This is a genomic window from Cyclobacterium xiamenense (assembly GCF_042140265.1).
Classification (GTDB): Bacteria; Bacteroidota; Bacteroidia; order Cytophagales; family Cyclobacteriaceae; genus Cyclobacterium; species Cyclobacterium xiamenense_A.
This window is the reverse complement of the sequence record NZ_CP159481.1, coordinates 2,698,133-2,713,846: the sequence shown is the minus strand read 5'-3', so window position 1 is coordinate 2,713,846 and position 15,714 is coordinate 2,698,133. Positions and strand designations below refer to the sequence as shown.

Genomic DNA, 15,714 nt, shown 5'->3' with positions numbered 1-15,714 from the left:
GTTGCCTTTCTTTTCCTTTTGTGCGTACAGCCACCAGGTACCAAATGCGAACAGCACCAGCAGGATACCGGACCATTGATGGATAAATAATAAATCCTCACCGTAATCTCCTGCCTGAGCCAACATCAAACCGAGTAGGGCTGTAACCAATGCAGAAAGCGCTCCCAGTCCCAGTACAAAGCCAATGGCAGGTCTTAGGTAGGAAAACCGGTCCCGGCGGGACATGAACTCCATGAGGAATCCCAGGGCTAAGAAGCCGATGGGAAGGTGTAGAAACAGGGGATGAAACCTCCCGAAAAAGATGATGATATCTGATGATTGCTCCATGTAATTTATGCAAATAATTTGTGTACTACTTTTCCTGAAACGTCGGTCAACCTGAAATCCCGTCCCTGGGCAAAATAGGTAAATTTTTCGTGATCCATGCCCATCAAATGCAAAATACTTGCCTGCAAATCATGCACATGCACTTTGTCTTTAATTCCATAATAACCGATTTCATCGGTTTCTCCGAGGGTAAAGCCCTTTTTCACACCCCCACCGGCCATCCATATGGGAAAGGCTTCGGTGTGGTGATCCCGACCTTTGTACGGCCATTCCCGGCCACCTCGGTTTTCCTGCATGGGAGTACGGCCAAATTCTCCTCCCCATACGACCAAAGTCTCGTCCAGCAGACCCCGCTGCTTCAGATCCTTTACCAGCGCAGTCATGGCTTGATCTACGGGTTTGCATTTAATGGTCAACCCTTTGTCCAGAGATTCCCGCTCTGCGACACCATGCATGTCCCATCCCCAGTCAAACAATTGTACGAAACGAACTCCTTTTTCTATCAATCGACGGGCTAGAAGACAATTGTTGGCAAAGGAGGTTTTGCCAGGCTCGGTTCCGTACATTTCGTGAATGTAGGCGGGCTCGTCCTTGATGTCCATTACTTCCGGAACCGAAGTTTGCATGCGGTATGCCATTTCGTATTGCGAAATACGGGTCAGGGTTTCCGGGTCCCCAAATTCCTGATACTCTTTTTCATTGATTCGATTAATGGCGTCGATGGTCTGCTTACGTAAAGACCCATTCATTCCAGAGGGGTTGGTCACATAAAGCACAGGGTCGCCTTCGGACCGGCATTGCACGCCCTGGTATACCGAGGGCAAAAATCCGCTTCCCCACACCGATTTGCCCGCATCCGGAGTATTTCCTCCCGAGACCAACACCATAAATCCAGGCAAGTCCTCGTTTTCGGAACCCAGACCGTAGGTAACCCAGCTCCCCATGCTGGGTCGTCCCAACCGGGGCGAGCCGGTCTGTAGCAGCAACTGTGCCGGAGCGTGGTTAAACTCGTCCGTATGCATGGTTTTAATCAGGCTCACCTCATCGACAATGGTCGAGAAATGGGGTAAATTATCGGATACCATCATTCCGCATTCCCCCCTGGGACGAAATACTGCCTGGGGTCCCAGCATTTTGGGAATGCCCTGAATAAAGGCAAATTTCTTTCCTTCCAGTAAGGATTGGGGACAATCCTTCCCATCCAGTTTCGCCAACTCCGGTTTGTAGTCAAACAGTTCCAATTGGGACGGAGCACCAGCCATGTGCAGGTAAATGATGCGTTTGGCTTTTGGTGCAAAATGAGGGACCTGACGAAGCAGATTTTCCATCCCATGGCTAGGCGCCTGCAAATCCGTGGACTTCTGGCAGCCCATCATTCCCCCAAGTGCAAGGGCTCCTAATCCGGTGGTACATTGTTTTAGGAAATGCCTGCGGGTCTTGCTCTGCAGGTATCGGTACCGCTGTTCGTCGGCTAAACTTATTCGTTTACTCATGACTTCATCAGAAATTCATCCAGGTTCATTACGGCATTGGCCACCACGGTGTAGACGGCCAATTCATTGTTTTCTTCTCCCACCAATTGGCATACTGTCTCCGGCTGTATGTCAAAATACGTACGGCTTTGCTCCAGCAACCCCTGCAAATCCGAAAGCTTCTCTTCGCTGATGCCTCTGCCGGTGGCCATGCTGTACAATAGCGCTATCCGATCACGGTCTGACGTTGCATTTTTCAGAACCTTCCTTCCCATTGCTTCCGCCGCTTCCAGGTATACCGGATCATTTAGCGTAACCAGCGCCTGAAGGGGAGTATTCGTAGCGATCCTCTTGGGCAAACAAAACTCCCTACTGGGTGCATCAAATGCGATGATGGAAGGATAAGGACTGGTTCTCCGCCAAAACGTATAAAGGGATCTGCGGTGCTTGTCTTCTCCGCTGCTGGTTCTCCACTGATCCCCACTGTAAACCACCTGCCAGATTCCCTCCGGCTGCTCAGGCATTACACTTGGTCCGAACATTTTCTGGCTTAATAAGCCGGACACCGCGAGCGCCTGATCCCGTACCTGTTCCGCCGTCAACCGTAATCTTGGTCCCCTGGATAGCCACTCATTTAGCGGATCCACGTCTTCTTCTGGCCTCTTGAAATGGGAGGATTGGCGATAGGTTGCAGATAGCACAATTTCTTTCAAAAGTCGTTTGATATCCCAATTCAAATCCCGTGAAAAGCGTAAGGCCAACCAATCCAGCAACTCCGGGTGGGTCGGTGCAAATCCCTGTGAACCAAAATCCTCCAGAGAGGAGACCAATCCCCGGCCAAATAATTGCTCCCAAAGTCGATTGACCATCACCCTGGCTGTCAATGGATTATCCGGGCTAAAAAGCCAGGCGCTAAAACCGAGGCGGTCCGGGCTGTAGCGCTCCTCGAAAGGATTCCAAATGGCAGGAACGCCAGCGCTGACAGGTTCACCAGGAACCATCCAGCTACCTTTTTCAAATATCCGTGTATCGCGCCGGTATTGTTCGGGCAGGGAAACCATCACCGGAGTCGTCTCTTTTTCCTTTTCTGAATTATACAATTCGTAGAATGTCTTTTCTATTTCGCCATATCCGGGCCGTTCCCCTCCCGGAAGAGAATGATGCAACATCACCCATTCGAAGATGCAGGTAGTTTCTTTTCCATCTGGTCCTTCCCAAACCAGGTACAAATCGTGGGTTCCCTGAAAGGGCGTAAGAGGTATGGAGAGCACTTCGCTTACTGAATAGCTGACGTTCTTTTTCGTCGATTGATCAAATCGGGTTTTCTTCCGGGAACGGACCTCCCAGGCTGCTACTTCTCTCCCCTGCAGGCTGTCTATCCGAAAACGAATCGTTCCGGCCTCACCTTCGACCCTTACCTTGAACATGATGCGATCCTCACCGGAAAAAGGGAGTTTTCGGGTGATCGAGTGGATCTTAGGATCTACTTTAAAGGTGGCGGTACCCTTTACGGGTATCCCCCGATCCATCTGCTCGAAGTAGTGCGGATGAAGTTTAGGTTCCCCAAGCCGTATAAGCTTGGTGAAGTAATCCGCCGTTACCTCGGGTGTCCCGTCATCCACCTTCGCTACCCAGGCTTGAATTTTTTCCAGCTTTTCCTGATCTTCCTCCGATTTGAACTCGACAAGGACCGGCGCTTCGCTGGGAATATCTGCATCAGCAGTCTGGTTAAAGAATGCGAGACTACGGTAATAATCCTCGTGCCGTATAGGGTCGTAAGGGTGGCTGTGACACTGCACGCACTCCATGGTCGTTCCCTGTACGACCGTCCAGGTGGTATTTACCCGGTCCAATACCGCCGCTACGCGAAACTCTTCGTTATCGGTTCCTCCCTCGTCGTTGTTCATGGTATTGCGATGAAAGGCAGTGGCGATGTAATTTTCATCCGTGGGATCAGGCAACAGATCGCCTGCCAGTTGTTCGGTAATGAACCGATCGTAAGGCATATTTTCGTTAAAGGCACGTATCAGCCAATCCCGGTATTTCCAAATTTTTCGGGGGCGATCCGCCTCGTATCCTTTCGAATCCGCGTACCTGGCTAAATCCATCCACATTGCCGCCCACCGTTCGCCATAAGCCGGTGAAGCAAGCAAGCTGTCCACTAATTGCCCGTACGCATCTGCCGATCCGTCTTCCACAAAAGCCTTCACCGCTTCCAAGCTCGGCGGCAAGCCCGTCAGATCCAAACTCAGTCGACGTATCAGTGAATACTTGTCCGACATGGGGTTGGGTTGCAGTTTTTTCTCTTCCAGCTTTTGAGCGACAAATCGATCAATATCATTGATGGCCCATCCAGCGCCTGCGGAAGGCACTTCCTGGGCCACCGGGGCCTTGTATGCCCAGTGATCGTCCCAAACAGCTCCCTGATTGATCCATTTGGTAAACAGGTCAATTTCCTCTTCCGACAAAGGCTCGGATTCCAGCGGCATGCGGTATTCCGGGTCGCTGTGTTTGATCCGTTTGATAAGTTCACTCTTTCGGATATTTCCCGGCACAATGGCTCGTTCGCCGGATTCGTTAACTGCCAGCGCCTCTTCTTCAAATAGAAGACTGAATCCACCGGACTTTTTTACCCCTCCATGACAAGCAATACATTTGTTGTTAACGATGGGACGAATATCCCGGTTATAATCGATTCGTTCCCCAAAAACAACAGCCGGAATGACCTTATGCTTGTTTTCCACAGGCATTGTGCGTAGCACCCAGACCAACAAGCCGAGGAATAGGACGGAAGAAAGGGGATATAATAGGTTTTTATTGATGCGGGCCATACTCGTTTTTCGCTGACGATATCAGTTTCCGTTCCAAAGTAATTAAAAAAGCCTTGAATTCAAATATTTATACCAGCTGGACCTCGAATTCCGGATAAACGGTGGCGGTGACACCCTTGGCTCCCTTTGTTAACCGGATTCGGCCAGAATACCGCTACCCTTCTTCCTTTCTGCCCCTCGGTGATTTTTTACACCGACGAAGCTGAAAAAGCCAGATAGCAGGTTAGTTTAACCGAGTGATCCAAGCAGCGCTAGTAAGCTAAAAAAATAGGTAAGCGCGCAAACACTTACCTTTTCGAAAAAGAACGATTAAAAAATCACCAACTTATTCTTCAGCCATCTGTAACACACGGGCATGCCTGATACCTTTTTTAGACACATATTGCTCGTTGAATTCCATCTGAAATCGGGTCTCGGATCGATTGACATTGTTTTTCCAAGCCCATTCGGGTCGTTTTCCATGCGAAGTCATATCGCCTACCGAACGCAAATGAGGCATTTCCTCCCGCTCGCAGGTCAGGCAAAGCCCTACTACTAAAAAAATGTCAGGTAAAAACAACCAACCGATCTTCATGTGCTAAACAGGTTATAGACTACATTGTCAGTACGGAACCCTGCTACAAAATGTCCCGGATGGTAGATTTTTTTTTTACTTTTTTTTGACCAACCGAATGTGCGGGCTTTTTGGTCGTTGCATCCCTTCTCCCAAATAAAAATCCGTGTGCGCGGGTTGGTTGTATCCGACGTTTTGCCAGGCGATGCTCAGACGGTATTGGGGGTTATGCATGAGCGTAACAAAACGGTAGGACGTGGGTGCACTCGTCGTGAAAAGCCTGAGCGATTGATTGTCTTCTGTTCTAAAAATCACTTCTTCCCGCCAATCTCCCAAGAGGTCTGCTGAGAGGGTCGGTGTGGCTTTGGAACCGTTGTTGGCGAGGCAGCCCGATGCCTCAAGCAGTGTGTATAGCGTTTCACCCGTGTAATCCCACTTTTGGATCCGGTTTTGGTCCAACAACTCCCGAAGCAAGTCCCCATCCCACCAAATAGCAAAATTGATGCTCCCGGGCTTTTTACCAATTTCTTCGCCCTGAAAGGTGTACAATCCACTGGATCCATTCCACCAAAATTCCGCTCCTTCGTGCCGAGGGTCAATATCGGCGGCCAGGCCCCTACCCACATCCCGCCCCTCCTCGGCACCCCAAAGAATCCTGCCCGTTCTGGCATTAAACAAGGCGACGCCAAAACCCGATTCATTGGTTTCGTTTTCGTGAATTCCCCATACTACCTGGTCTGGATAATGGGGGTGAAAACGACTGACATGCAGGGCATCCCCGTGCCTCAGCCCGGTGCTAAAACGACCGCTCCCATCCTCGTCCAGGACCATGGCTCCGTACACAATTTCATCCCGCCCGTCCGCATCTACATCGTTTATACTCAGGCTGTGGTTTCCTTGTCCCGAAAACGGGTTTTCTCTGCTTTCCGAATCAAAAACCCAGCGGGACCGGAGGATTTCTCCATCAAAATCCCAAGCCGCAATGACGGATCTTCCGTAATAGCCTCTTGCCATAAGCAGGGAGGGCGCTTTGCCATCCAGGTAAGCAACGCCAGCCAAAAAACGGTCCACCCGGTTTCCGTTACAGTCGTTGCCGGCATTTCCTCCTTCACCACCCCATCCGCATAAATCCCCTCTTCCCGGAATGTAGTCTACGGTGGACAGGGCCTGTCCTGTCTTTCCCGAAAAAACCGTCAAATACTCGGGGCCATCCAGAATCTTTCCTGCAGGATTTCTCCAGTCCTTGGTACCGTCTCCAATGACCCTCCCCACACCATCCCTACTTCCATCGGCCGTTTTACAGGAAACTTCTGCCACACCGTCTCCATCCAGGTCGTACACGATGAATTGGGTGTAGTGGGCGCCTTCCCGGATATTTATCCCCAGGTTTATCTCCCAAAGCAAGGTGCCCTCCAGCGTATAAGCCTGAAGAATCGGGGGATCGGTATATCCTTCCTGGGAATTGTCGCGCGACCTGCCGCTCATGTGAACGACCAATTCGTACTGCCCGTCTCCGGTCAGGTCGCCTGCCGAGGCATCATTGGGCCGGTAACCTTCGGGAGTTCGCAGGGGTATTTCCAGGAAAGTATTTTCCCAAACCGTAACGGACTTGCTTTGATCCAGCGCCTCATTTCGGACAAAATAGCTGGGGTTTCGGCTCAAATCGAGGTTGCGGTCAAAAAACATCGTACTCTCTGTCAATCGCTCGACATTGATTTTCTCTGCGGGCTGCTCCCCATAGGCTCGGTACAGGTCAAACCCGGTAGCTGCGGGCTCGTTGCCCAAAAGACGCCAGCTAAGAAATACGCCACCCTTCTCGTCCGGCAGGGCGATCAGGCCACGGTCCAGGCTTTCCATTTGTCGTTGTCCCTGCGCAGAAAGGCTAAGTACGATCAAGGTGATTGTGCAGCTAATCCAAAATCCATTGATACCAATCATTGCGATTTCGTTTTGTCACCATTATACCTCTTTATTGAGTCACGTCAATAAACGCATTTCCCGGGAAGTCCATAATAAACGGTATCCTTAGAAACCGCGCCTCCGGTGAAGATCCACGTCCACCACTTACAGCAATTGTATAAACGTATACCGGATCCTGGAAATGAACGCACGTATCCGATTTCGCCGGGAGTGGACATAGAAACGGGTGGCCATGTGTTTCAACTGCACCTGACCAATAGTCAGCAGATGCCCGAAACCGGTTTCGTCCCTTCCACGACGGGTAATTTCTTTAAGGGGGATATCCATTTTGGTTTTAATATCACCCGCAATTTCCAATTAGGCAAACCAAAGTAGATCGCCCGCTGTCCTAAGTCAGCATGGGCTTTGCCCGTTTGCAAAATTGAATGGCCAGACCCCAGGGGTCGCGAAGCATCAACAGTCGAGTTCCATCTGCCAGGGTATCGTCACTCACCAAGCTGGCTCCTGCCGCAACAAGTCGTGATTTTTCGTGTTCCGGGTCCTCTGAGACAAAGGCCAGATGAAGCATCAAGGGGTCCAATTTGCCAAATTCCAATACCGAGGCCTTGGAGTTTTGATAGAGTTCGATCATTACCTTACCGCTATCGTCTGCCAGGAAGGTCATATACGGCGCCTCCGCCATTTTTTTTACCACCGTCAATCCGAGGTTCTTTTCGTACCAGTCGGAGACAGCATGGGGCTGCGTTACGTTGAGAGCGAGGTGTTCAATTTTCATGAGGTCAGTATAAAGGGGTGGAAAGAAAATTTCTAGGCTACTCGGAAATAAAAAACCCCTCCATTAGCCAATGAAGACCGTATGGAGGGGAAAAATTAATGACTTAGGCCCTATTGGGACTGGGTTGTATACTGGTGAGGTCGGCGATCTTCACCGGGCCATTGCGCTCGATACTGTTTCTGGCAGCTACGCCGATCAATACCGACATGATACCGTCCCGTATGCCAGCAGAATGCTTGTAGGGATCCGCGGCATCCGGATTCTTAAAGATTTTATCGTGCAACCGCTTGTCTCCGCCACCGTGTCCCCCACGTTCACTAACCACCTGAATAATCTGGGGTTTTTCCCAGTTCTTATGCAGCACAAGCGGCTCCCGATTCATGCTTTCGGACAAATTTTGATTCATTTCCGCTGCATGAAGCGCCTCCTGATCCAAGGATTCGTTGTTCATAAAAGGGATATCCAGCCAGGCATCAATTCGTCCCTTTTGCCCATTAAACGCAATTTTCCACCCTTCATACGGGCTGTAGGTGGTCAAGGAATAATTAACCACGACTTTGTTGGCGTATTTGATATTGGCAGACATTTTATCGTAAATATCAATCTCATGCCGGTATACGCAGCCATCCCTAAAATACCCATCGTGGTGCTCGTTTTCTACGTATAACTTCATGTCTCGGGGGCTTTTGGTGATATCCCAATAGTAGTTACAATCGCTCTTGTGAGCACAGCTGCGGCAATTTTTACCACGGAACGGACCGTTGCTCCCGTAATGCTCCAGATCACCGTAGGCAAATACCTCTTCCGGATCCGAATCCAGCCACCAATTGAGCAAGTCAAAATGATGGGTAGCTTTATGTACCCAAAGGGATCCTCCATTTTTGGTCACACCGTGCCACCTGCGAAAATAGGAAGCCCCGTGGTGAATGTTGAGGTACCAATGAAAATCTACGGAGGTAACCTCTCCGATTTCCTTGTTTTGTAACAACTCTTTGATCTTGGTGATGTACGGGCTCCAGCGGTAGTTAAATCCGACGATCAGGTTTTTATTCGATTTCCTTTCTGCGTCCAGAATTTGCTGACACTTGTTTTCGTCCGTGGTCAAGGGCTTTTCGGTAAGTACATCGGCCCCAAACTCCAAGCCTTTGATGATAAACTCATGGTGGGTAGAATCCATGGTGGTCACGATTAGCAAGTCCGGCCGGGTCGTTTCCATCATCTCGTCAAAATCAACAAAGGTGGGACAATCCACTTTCATGTATTCCAAGGCAACATCCAACCTCCCAGGGTTGATGTCACTCAATCCCACAAACTCCAGGATATCCGAATACTGCTCGACCAGTCGTCTTCCCCAAAAGGAGATGCCACGCACTCCGGTACCCACCAGGGCCAAGCGTAGCTTTCGCTTCATTCCAAATCCCATCAGAGGGGTACTCACCGCTGTCCCGGCCGCCAATAAACTTACCGCATGAAGAAAAGACCTTCTTGAAAATTTGTTGTCCATGGTATACGAATTGGTTAGTGATTGAATCGATCGCAGGGAAAAACAATACCTGATCTCGTTGCGCAATCGATTGCATTTTACTTATTATTTGAGAATTTGACAACTATTTTCCAGTCTGAGGGAAATTATCGATTCCGGGAAGTAGGATTCAAATAAAAAATTATCATTGGATTTTATGAATAATTAGAAATATCTGCCTAATCTATTTACTTGTTTTTTCATCCTAACGAAGGATTCTACTAAATTAAGCTATTTTTACCACCGACCGTCGGTTTCTTATTTATAATCATTACACATAGGTCCCCGGGTCGGGTGTTGGGTTTGGTAGCGAATACCCGTAACTTGTTGGTACGAATTGCCGCCTGCAACGAATATCCTTCACAGGCGTAGTATTAACCAATATACCCATCCACATGAACAGAAAACTCAAATGGGGCGTCCTTGGCGCCGCAAAAATTGCAAGGGAAAAAGTGATTCCGGCCATGCAAAACAGCAGCGAATACGAAATTTACGGTCTGGCCTCCAGAGATCTGGAGCGCGCGCGAACCGTCGCCAATGAGTTGGGAATCCCAAAGATTTACGGTTCTTATGACGATCTGATCCAGGATCCTGAAATCGACGTGATTTACAATCCCCTTCCCAATGATTTACACGTGCCCTATACGCTTCGGTGCATTGAAGCAGGAAAGCATGTATTATGTGAAAAGCCGCTGGCATTGGATACCGAGGAAATCGATGCATTGATTGCCGCCAGAGATAAAAAAGGAGTAAAGGTGGGGGAAGCGTTTATGGTCGCATCGAACCCCCAATGGATCAAAGCCAGGGAACTGGTTCGAACCGGTTATCTGGGACGCATCAAAGCCGTACATGGATTCTTTAGTTATTATAACGTACAGGGAGACAATATCCGCAACATCCAGGAAAACGGCGGCGGAGGTATCTGGGATATCGGATGCTACCCTGTCTTCACCTCTCGGTTTGTCCTCGAAAAAGAACCTGGACGGGTAGTTTCCATGCTGGAATTTGACCCGCAATTCAGAACGGACAAGCTCGGCTCGGTGCTGGTGGATTACCACGAGATCCAAATGACTTTTACGGTGAGTACGCAACTGACCCCCTATCAGCGCATGCTGTTTTACGGAGAGAAGAAAATTCTGGAGGTCCGAATTCCTTTCAATGCGCCTTCGGATCAGGGGAACGAGTTGTACATTCATGACGAGAACTTTCTCGAGCCAAATCCGGAAAAGATCGTCATGCCTCCAAGCAATCAATATACAGCGCAGGCCGATGAGTTTTCCCGGGCAATACGTGAAGATACCGAAGTGCCCGTACCCCTTGAAAGTAGCCGGGCAAACACCCGAATTCTGCAGGCTATTTTTGAATCCGACCGCAGCGAAAAATGGGTGTCTATTGACTAACTTCCCTGGATGATTCCGAATAAACGATTCTGCCGTTCACCAAGGTAAGACTTACCCGGATATCCGCATCAAAAAGTACGATATCGGCGTCCATTCCTTGTTGAATGGCGCCTTTTTTATGCCCAACTCCCATGATGCGCGCAGGGGTCTGAGTTATCATTTTCACCGCCTCTATCAGCGGGACATCCGCCGAGCGAATCATGGTTCGAACCAATCGGTCCGCAGTGGCCACGCTCCCGGCAAATGAACTGCGATCGGGCAGTTTTGCTACCCCGTCTTCGATAATCACTTTCAGCCCGTCGTCTTTGTGTCCAAGTATGCTCTCTCCTTCCGGCATACCTGCCCCACGCATGGCATCCGTAATTAGGGCGATTTTTTCCGGGCCCTTTACTTTGTAAATCAGTTTTAAAAGCGGAGCAGGTAAATGAACCCCATCTGCAATGATCTCTACATCCAGGGCGTCCAACAGCAAGCTACTTTCAATTACGCCGGCGAAACGGTAGGCATTTTTTCGGGTTACCCCAGACATCCCGGAATAGAGATGGGTTGACAAGGAATAACCCGCGTCAATGGCTTCCAGAACTTCTTCATACACAGCATCTGTGTGTGCGATTGCCGCCAGAATTCCTTTTTCCCGCAGACGCCTTCCAAATTCCAGGGCCCCTTTTCGCTCGGGAGCTGCACTCCAGCGCGCAATTAGGTGGGAATACTCCAGAATGGCCTCGTATTCAGAGGAATCCGGATCCCGGATGTAGCGAGGGTCCTGTGCGCCCCGCTGATTCATGGCGAAATACGGCCCCTCGAGGTGCATACCCAGAAAGGTCGCACCCGTATCGGTATCCCGTGAAGCCTGCTCATAAGTACGCAATAAGCGTAGCAACTGCTCCTTTGTGCTCGTCAACGAGGTAGGGACCATTGCGGTCGTTCCATGTCGGGCATGCAACTGTGAAATTTGCCGAAAACCATCGACGTCTCCGTCCATAAAATCATACCCGCCTCCTCCATGCACGTGCAAGTCAATGAATCCCGGGGAAATAAATCTGCCTGCAGCATCAATGGTCGGCACATCGGGTAGCCTGCGATTATCCTGGAAAACAGCTTCAACGCGCCCATCCCGGATCAGGACGGACGCATTGTAGGCTATTTCAAAAGGCCTGATTACCTGGCCATTGATAATTTGTAGGTAGTTGTTGCTCATCGCATCGCAGGGGTTGTTGTTTGATCAGTCCTTTGTCGAGGAAACCAGCTGTACTTTTTTACCGCTAAGGTAACTAAGGGCGGCTATCAGTCCGAGAAGGACAAAGAGTAAAAGATCCAGTCTCAAACCATAATACATGTCGGGAATAAACCCGGCCAGGGAACTCAAGAAAACCAGCAATCCGGCCAACGAGAAATAAATAATGGCAGGAGAAACCTTACGGTCGCTGAGAATTCCCAAAATAATCATTGGACCCATGATTCCTGTTCCCGCAAAACTTACGCGCGCGAGCAATACCAACTGATCAAATACGATGATCGAGAAAAAGAATGCGATGATCGAAAAAACAAAAATACCAATTTTCGTATTCCGCATGATGCTCTGCTCATTGCCACGCAATAACCCGCGCAATTCGGATCCCAATGCAAAAATCTGCGCATTGGTTGTCGAGAGCCCGGCAGCTATCAAGCCGATAATCGCCAAAGCAGCGACTGCATCCGGTTGATCGTATAGAAAGGCATTGGCAAAAAACTCGTCTCTTCCGTATTCCGAATACAGGTCTGCTCCGTACATTCCGATAAAAATGGTCGGAAGGATCACCAAAATAGCAAATGCCCCCAGGGAAACGGCCATGAGTTGCATCGTTTTCATACTTTTCATCACCACAATTCGGGTGGTAAATTGCGGTTGTGTGACCGGAATCATCAAAATGGCGATCATTGAAGCAAGCAAAAATTGCGGCGTTAGCAGCCCCTGAGGTCCAGGCGTCGACAAGAGTTCTTCCTGCATCGCTCCTACCTTCTCAAACATGGGCCCAATACCTCCAAAATGGCTTAAACAAGCCCAGCCGATGATCCAAATCACCCCGAGCAAAAGCAGTCCCTGAATGGCATCACTAAAAATAATGGCTTTCAACCCGCCTATTTCGCTGTAGATCAGCATGATCAGCACAATACCGGCTGACCAACCCCATGCTGGAAACGACCCCGGAAAAGCGGCATCCATGAAAATGGCAATGCCTTGAATCTGAATACCCACATAGGGAATCAAAAACAAAAAGGCACTCAGGAAGAACACATAACCCGCGAGCTTGTTTTCGTAACACCTGCTGATCAATCCGGACACGCCCCGAAATTCCATTCCTTTGACTCGGTTACGAATATGGTAGCCAAACCATAGTAGTAGAAAGACCATGGCTCCATCGGAAACCGCCAGGAAAATCCAGGCGCCTACTCCATTGATCCGGAAAAAATCCGGCATTCCCAAAAACGTAAAGGTGCTGAACAAGGCTGCAGCAAAAGTCAGTACCCCCAGAGTCAGTCCAATATTGGACCCAGCCATCATGAATTCTTCGGAAGACCTATTCTTTTTGTAGGACTTCAAAGAAGCGAAAACCAAAAGGCCTGCATAGATGAGGCCAAATACCCATACCCAGAAAATCATAGGTCCTCCTCATTTTGCATACCCGGATGCACACGTGTACCAATGTAGGTAAGTACAACCAAAAGTACGGTAATGATAAAACTGGTCCACAGGCTATAGGGAACTCCTCCCAGTGCGGGGCTAGCCTGTCCCTGGGGAATGACAAGGGGAGTAAATGTCAGGATACAAAGACCGATCGCAGCGATGCAACAAATCCTCCAATAAAGTTTCTTCTTTTCCATTTGAGTTGGGTTTCGTTCGTTTGATTGACAATATACGTTTGTTGACTGGATTAGTCCAAAAATAAATAAAAATGCGCCAGGGATCGAAATTGCCATCCGTCCCCTGGCGCATGCCATTAAAGTCGTGGGATGGTCAGTCCGCCATCTACCATGATCACCTGCCCCGTAGAATAGGGAAAATCCCCTTTGGCCAGAGCAGCTACGGCTAACCCAACATCTTCGGGTAGCCCCCATCTGGCCTGTACACAAAGACCTTGACCGAGCAAGGCATCGTATTTTTCCTTCACGCCCGAGGTCATATCCGTTGCGATGATGCCCGGTCGTACCTCGAATACAGGAATATTGAACTCGCCAAGTCGCACGGCAAAAAGCTGCGTGGCCATACTCATCCCGGCCTTTGCGACGCAGTATTCTCCGCGGTTGACAGAGGCGACCGTAGCAGAAATCGACGAGACGTTTATGATCGCTCCTTTAAAATCCGGCGAAGCCTTTTTCTGAGCAACCATGCGGTTTGCTGCCAATTGAGAGAGAAAATAGGCGGAATGAAGGTTCGTTTTCAATACATAGTCAAAACTTTCTTCCGAGGCCTCCAGGATATCCTTTCGTTCCTTGGGCGCTACCCCGGCATTGTTTACCAACACATGAAGGCGACCAAAATGGGCATCAATGGTATCCATGATTCCCTGCCGATCCGCAGCATTTCCTACATCCCCCCGGCAATAGACCACCTGCGCCCCCATGGAGCGCAACTCGTCCAGGCTTGCCTGGGTGTCTTCCTCTTTTCGCATGCCGTTAATGGCCAAATCAAATCCTTCTTTTGCAAGACACCGGGCGATACCCAGGCCAATGCCTCTCGAACCGCCGGTAACCAGCGCTACTCGTTTATCAGTCATAGCCATTACAGTTCAGGAATGTCTACCCAGGCCCTTTTCGCCCAACTTTCCAGGCCTTTTTCCGCCAATTGTACGCCTTTGGCGCCTGCCTTCATGTCCCAGGGAAAAGGCTCATCGGCTACTACATGTTTTAAAAATAGTTCCCACTGTACTTTAAACGCGTTGTCCATGGACTCTTGCTCGGGAACCTTGGCCCAGCCTTCGTAGAAATTGATCGGCTGAACAATATCGGGATTCCATACAGGTTTCGGTGTATTACCGTAATGTTGGATGTAGCACTCCCGAAGACCCGCCACCGCCGAACCCTTGGTTCCATCCACCTGAACGGTCAGTAAATCATCTCTACGTACACGCACGGTCCAGGAAGAGTTAAAATGGGCAATGATACCGCCTTCCAATTCAAAGGTAGCATACGCTGCATCATCGGCGGTACAGGTATACGGCTTTCCTTGCTCGTCTACCCGCTCTTTGATGTGGGTGGCACCGGTGCATGAAACTGCCTTCACTTCACCGAAAATATTGTCCAGCACGTACCGCCAGTGGCACAACATGTCAACGATAATGCCTCCATCGTCCTCCTTTCGGTAATTCCAGGAAGGCCGCTGCGCAGGCACCGTATGCCCTTCAAAAACCCAGTACCCAAACTCACCACGCACAGAAAGGATTTCTCCAAAGAAATCGTTTTCGATCAAACGCTTTAGTTTTCTGAGTCCCGGGAGCCATAATTTGTCCTGGACAACGCCATTTTTAACTCCCGCTTTGGTGCATATTTCGTACAATTCCAAAGCAGTAGCCGTATCTACTGCTACTGGCTTTTCGCAGTAAACGTGCTTTCCCGCTGCTACTGCCTGCTTGACTGCATCGGCCCTTCTCCCCGTAGTTTGTGCGTCGAAGTAAATGCTGTATCGCTCGTCCTGCATCACGGAATCCAAATCCGTGGTATAGGCAGCCACCCCAGACCTTTTGCTTAGTTCCTGCAGTTTGGCTTCGTTTCTGCCAACCAGTACCGGGTCTGGCATGATGCGGTCGCCATTGGCTAACAGCACGCCCCCCTGCTTGATGATCTCTACGATACTTCGCATCAAATGCTGGTTGGTGCCCATCCTTCCGGTGACACCGTTCATGATAATTCCTATTTTATGTTCCATTTGCAATTGGT

13 protein-coding genes and 1 pseudogene are annotated in these 15,714 nt (G+C 49.6%); 2 read left to right on the top strand and 12 right to left on the bottom strand.

The features are described 5' to 3' along the window. Positions 1-72 precede the first annotated feature (72 nt). The 5 genes and pseudogenes from ABWH99_RS11400 to ABWH99_RS11380 form a co-directional block, all read right to left on the bottom strand. Positions 73-234: pseudogene (locus ABWH99_RS11400) on the bottom strand (hypothetical protein); the annotation flags it as partial. A gap of 98 nt (positions 235-332) precedes the next feature. Then, positions 333-1,820 (bottom strand): DUF1501 domain-containing protein, encoded by a 1,488-nt coding sequence (locus ABWH99_RS11395; RefSeq protein WP_375586399.1) that lies wholly within the window; start codon positions 1,818-1,820, stop codon positions 333-335. Continuing rightward, the gene (locus tag ABWH99_RS11390; RefSeq protein WP_375586398.1) at positions 1,817-4,630 is read right to left on the bottom strand and encodes a DUF1553 domain-containing protein; all 2,814 of its coding nucleotides are present in this window, start codon (positions 4,628-4,630) and stop codon (positions 1,817-1,819) included. The genes ABWH99_RS11395 and ABWH99_RS11390 overlap by 4 nt, the downstream gene beginning before the upstream one ends. A 325-nt stretch (positions 4,631-4,955) precedes the next feature. Further along, on the bottom strand, positions 4,956-5,204 hold the full coding sequence (locus tag ABWH99_RS11385) for a hypothetical protein (RefSeq protein WP_375586397.1): 249 nt from the start codon (positions 5,202-5,204) through the stop codon (positions 4,956-4,958). 75 nt (positions 5,205-5,279) lie between these two features. Next, positions 5,280-7,121: a rhamnogalacturonan lyase gene (locus tag ABWH99_RS11380; protein ID WP_375586396.1), complete on the bottom strand. Its 1,842-nt coding sequence runs from the start codon at positions 7,119-7,121 to the stop codon at positions 5,280-5,282. 105 nt (positions 7,122-7,226) lie between these two features. On the opposite strand from ABWH99_RS11380, the gene ABWH99_RS11375 reads away from it, so the two are divergent. Then, on the top strand, positions 7,227-7,478 hold the full coding sequence (locus tag ABWH99_RS11375; protein WP_375586395.1) for a DUF5777 family beta-barrel protein: 252 nt from the start codon (positions 7,227-7,229) through the stop codon (positions 7,476-7,478). A gap of 13 nt (positions 7,479-7,491) precedes the next feature. On the opposite strand, the gene ABWH99_RS11370 is transcribed toward ABWH99_RS11375, so the two are convergent. Together ABWH99_RS11370 and ABWH99_RS11365 are read right to left on the bottom strand one after the other, a co-directional pair. Continuing rightward, positions 7,492-7,878, bottom strand: a complete 387-nt coding sequence (locus tag ABWH99_RS11370) for a VOC family protein (RefSeq protein WP_375586394.1) — start codon at positions 7,876-7,878, stop codon at positions 7,492-7,494. A gap of 103 nt (positions 7,879-7,981) precedes the next feature. Next, positions 7,982-9,382, bottom strand: a complete 1,401-nt coding sequence (locus ABWH99_RS11365; RefSeq protein ID WP_375586393.1) for a Gfo/Idh/MocA family oxidoreductase — start codon at positions 9,380-9,382, stop codon at positions 7,982-7,984. Between the two features lie 413 nt (positions 9,383-9,795). On the opposite strand from ABWH99_RS11365, the gene ABWH99_RS11360 reads away from it, so the two are divergent. Beyond that, positions 9,796-10,800 (top strand): Gfo/Idh/MocA family protein, encoded by a 1,005-nt coding sequence (locus ABWH99_RS11360; RefSeq protein WP_375586392.1) that lies wholly within the window; start codon positions 9,796-9,798, stop codon positions 10,798-10,800. Here ABWH99_RS11360 and nagA read toward each other — a convergent pair. From nagA to ABWH99_RS11335, 5 genes are all read right to left on the bottom strand, one after another. Then, entirely contained in the window at positions 10,790-11,998 is a 1,209-nt protein-coding gene (nagA, locus tag ABWH99_RS11355) for an N-acetylglucosamine-6-phosphate deacetylase (RefSeq protein ID WP_375586391.1), read from the bottom strand. The genes ABWH99_RS11360 and nagA overlap by 11 nt on opposite strands. Before the next feature lie 24 nt (positions 11,999-12,022). Beyond that, positions 12,023-13,441: a sodium:solute symporter gene (locus tag ABWH99_RS11350; protein ID WP_375586390.1), complete on the bottom strand. Its 1,419-nt coding sequence runs from the start codon at positions 13,439-13,441 to the stop codon at positions 12,023-12,025. Next, the gene (locus ABWH99_RS11345; RefSeq protein WP_375586389.1) at positions 13,438-13,662 is read right to left on the bottom strand and encodes a hypothetical protein; all 225 of its coding nucleotides are present in this window, start codon (positions 13,660-13,662) and stop codon (positions 13,438-13,440) included. The genes ABWH99_RS11350 and ABWH99_RS11345 overlap by 4 nt, the downstream gene beginning before the upstream one ends. 116 nt (positions 13,663-13,778) lie before the next feature. Next, a complete protein-coding gene (locus tag ABWH99_RS11340; protein ID WP_375586388.1) occupies positions 13,779-14,555 on the bottom strand; it encodes a 3-ketoacyl-ACP reductase in 777 nt (258 codons plus the stop codon). A gap of 5 nt (positions 14,556-14,560) precedes the next feature. Then, positions 14,561-15,703, bottom strand: coding sequence for a Gfo/Idh/MocA family protein (locus tag ABWH99_RS11335; RefSeq protein ID WP_375586387.1), 1,143 nt, complete (start codon positions 15,701-15,703; stop codon positions 14,561-14,563). Between the last annotated feature and the right edge of the window lie 11 nt (positions 15,704-15,714).